Annotated in this window: 3 protein-coding genes; 2 read left to right on the forward strand and 1 reads right to left on the reverse strand. The window is 75.2% G+C overall.

What is annotated here, in order from left to right:
- Both C1I98_RS36960 and C1I98_RS36965 read left to right on the forward strand, forming a co-directional pair.
- Positions 1–747, forward strand: a 747-nt coding sequence (locus C1I98_RS36960) for an FHA domain-containing protein (RefSeq protein ID WP_146607874.1), incomplete at its 5' end; no start/stop codon positions are given.
- 115 nt (positions 748–862) lie between these two features.
- Positions 863–2407 (forward strand): hypothetical protein, encoded by a 1545-nt coding sequence (locus C1I98_RS36965; RefSeq protein ID WP_111171919.1) that lies wholly within the window; start codon positions 863–865, stop codon positions 2405–2407.
- Positions 2408–2425: 18 nt separating this feature from the next.
- On the opposite strand, the gene C1I98_RS36970 is transcribed toward C1I98_RS36965, so the two are convergent.
- A partial coding sequence (locus tag C1I98_RS36970) for a S8 family serine peptidase (protein ID WP_158558353.1) occupies positions 2426–3211 on the reverse strand: 786 nt, incomplete at its 5' end.

Raw genomic sequence — 3211 nt, forward strand, 5'->3', positions numbered from 1 at the left:
CCGTTGGTCCCGCCCGTCCCGTCCGGTCCCGCCGGTCCCGGTCCCGCGTACGGCATGCCGCCCGGCCAGCCCTCCGAGCAGTTCCCGCTGCCGCCGCCCGGCCTCCAGGGCGAGCCGCCCGCTCCCGACGACGCGGGCCCCGGCCCGGGCAACGGCTCCGGGGGCTTTCCCGATCTCAGGGAACAGCCCTTCGAGGCCCTGCCGCCCGCGCCCGAGCAGGCCGAGCCCGCCGAGCCGGAGGCCCCCGCCGACCAGGGCGATCCCGACTCCCGGGCGCTGATCCTCGGCGTCGACTGCAAGAACGACCACTTCAACGACCCCCGTGTGCCGTACTGCGCGGTGTGCGGCATCGCCCTCGTGCAGCGCACCCTGGTCCCCTACCAGGGGCCGCGCCCGCCGCTGGGCGTGCTGCTCCTCGACGACGGCATGACGCTGCGGCTGGACACCGACTACCTGCTCGGCCGCGACCCCGAGCGGGCCGGGGAGGTCACCTCGGGGCAGGCCAGGCCCGCCAAGGTGACCAGCCCGGACGGCTCGGTCTCCCGCCGCCACCTGCGCGTCGCCCTCGACGGCTGGGACGTCAACCTGGTCGACCTCGGATCGGTCAACGGCACCCAGATCCAGCCGCCCGGCGACCCCAACTTCTACGACATCCCGCCCAACGAGCCGGTGTCCATCGCCCCGGGCACCACCGTGCGGATCGGCGTCTCGCGGACCATGCGCTACGAGTCGCACCGCACCCGCTGAGCCGCGCTTCGCCGCCGCGTGACGCGACGGTCGCCGAAATGAGTAGTGGTCTACTCATTCGGGCCCCTGGCGGCGAATGCGAACATCGGGATCCTGCCGAGTCAAGGGGGACCCGATGCGCGGAGCGGGGATCGCCGCGGTGGTGCTCACCGTCGTCCCGTGCGCCGTGGCCTGCGGCGGCGGAACCGGCATCGAGCCGTACCGTTGCACGCTGCGCCAGGACGTCAGCACGGGCACGGTGGAGGTCGAGGCCGGCCTCGCCGCGGTGAGCGCGGGCGCCTCCTCCGGCTTCGCCGAACTACGGCGCCCGGGGCGCAAGGGCCGGACCTTCGCCGCCTTCCTGAACTACAAACTGTCCGGCGGCGCGCGGCTCGACGCGGACGTCGGATACGCGAGAGCGGACCTGCGCGCGACCGCCGGATCCCAGGTGGGGTTCTACTACGAAAGCCGCGACCGCGCGGTGATCGAGGAGGTCCTGCGCAGTGACGTGCCGCCGGGCGGCTGGGCTCAGATGAGCGTGGAGCTCGACGGTTCGGTCGCCGGATCGGCCTCGCTCGGCCTGGCCAAGGTGGCGGAGGTGTCCGCCATCGCGGAGGCCCGGACCGCCGCGGAGCTGACCCGCCACGCCGACACCGGGTTCACGGTGACCCGCTCGTGGAGCGCCACCGTCACCGCCAAGCCCACCGCCGCCGTCACGGCGCTGCTCGGCCTGGAACGTTCCTCCGGCCGGGTCGTCGTCTCCTACGCCCTGCGCTTCGACGGCACCGGCAGGCCGCGGCGGCTGACCGTGCTCACCGAGGCCCCCGCCGGGCATGAGCGCGTCCGGCAGATCACCCGCATCCTCGACCTCGGCAAGGCCGCGGACCTGCGCGCGGTGCGGCGCGCGCTGCCCGAGATCACCGTCAACCCGCTGGTCCTCGCGCCGCGCGGCGCGTCCTACTTCCTCACCAGGCAGGCGGGGACGCTGGTCAGGCGGATCGAGAAGTCCGGCACCACGGTCCGGGCGCTGTACGAGGTCTCCGAGAAGGAGATCGAGCACGGTGTGAACCTGGTCCGGTTCGGCGGCTCCGTCGGCCACGGCAGCACGCACCGGGTGCTGCGGGAGTCCGTGATCCACACCCCGGACGGCGAACTGACCGCCGACTGCGTGGGCGTGCCGTCCGTGCCCGAGGTACGGCGGGGCGCGCCGCCCGGCCTGCCGCCCGCGTGCCTCCCCTCGGCGCCGCCCTCGCCCGAGGTGTCCACCCGGCCGCCCGACCCGCTGGTCGGCACGCAGGAGCCGCCCGCGGCGCCCGTCGGGGCAGGTTCCCTCCCGGTGCCGCGCCGGGCCGCCATGGCCGTCCCCACGCTCATCGAGACCCCTTTGCCGCCGGTGACCCCGGAGGAGACCGCGGGGACCGTGACGATCGACGACTGCGGGCGTCCCACGACGACCGTCACCGTCACGGACGAACCGTCCCCCACCGACATCCCCACCGACACCTCCACCGACACCTCCACCGAGGTGCCGACCGATCCGACCACATCGCCGCCGACCGGCCAGAGCATCGGCCCGGTCACCGGCGAGCAGACCGAGCGGACCGAGCAGACCGAGCAGACCGCCGACGATGTGCGGCGAGACGATCCGGCCCCGACGGACGTTCTCCCGTCCGGCGGGTGACCGTCCCGCCGCCAGGGGTCACACGATCTCGTTGTCGGCGGTCAGGACGGCGGGCAGCGGCCCCGCGCCTGCCTGGGAGCGGGCGAAGGCCATGACATCGGCGGCGGCCTCCCGCGCGCTCTGCCCGGTCCGCGTCACCCGGCGCGCGATCAGGCCCGCGACCAGCGGCGTGGCCAGGGACGTGCCGCTCCAGCGGGCGAGGCCGCCGGCGAAGCGGCGGGTCTCGCCCCTGCCAGGGGTCAGCGCGTCGCTGTCGCAGACCTCCGCGGGGCCGTGCCGGTAGCGGTAGCGGCCGTGCGGGAAGACGTTGACCAGCTTCTCGCCCGAAGCGTAGACCTTCACCCACGGCCCATGGTTGCTGAAGCAGGCCCGCCGCGGCGGCTGTCCCTGGTCCAGCGCGCCGACCGACAGGACCGAGGGGGAGATCGCGGCATAGCCCGCGGGCCATGGCGGCACGGCGGAGGCGTTGTCGCCCGCCGCCACGACCAGCAGCGGCCTGCCGATCCTGCGCAGGCTCAGCTCGGCCCATCCGATGATCGCCTCCATGGCCAGCAGGGGGTGCCCGCCGCGGGTGGCGGCCCCGGCCACCAGGCCGATCACGTCCGGCACCCGCCCGGAGCCGATCGCGCGCAGCAGCCCGCGGCACAGGTCGTACTCGGTGACCGCCCCGCCCCGCAGGCCCGCGGAGACCAGGACGGCGGCCGTGGGCGCCAGGCACCCCACGATCCCGCCCGCGAACGTCCCGTGCCCCGCGTAGGGCGGGATGTCGCCCGGGTCGTACGGCGGGCCCGGCTCCCCGCGCAC

It is taken from the genome of Spongiactinospora gelatinilytica, from assembly GCF_003236385.1.
In the GTDB taxonomy this organism is placed as follows: Bacteria; Actinomycetota; Actinomycetes; order Streptosporangiales; family Streptosporangiaceae; genus Spongiactinospora; species Spongiactinospora gelatinilytica.

Coding starts and splice junctions, on each gene's coding strand:
- C1I98_RS36965 (WP_111171919.1), top strand. CDS start 863: ATGCGCGGAGCGGGGATCGCCGCGGTGGTGCTCACCGTCGTCCCGTGC.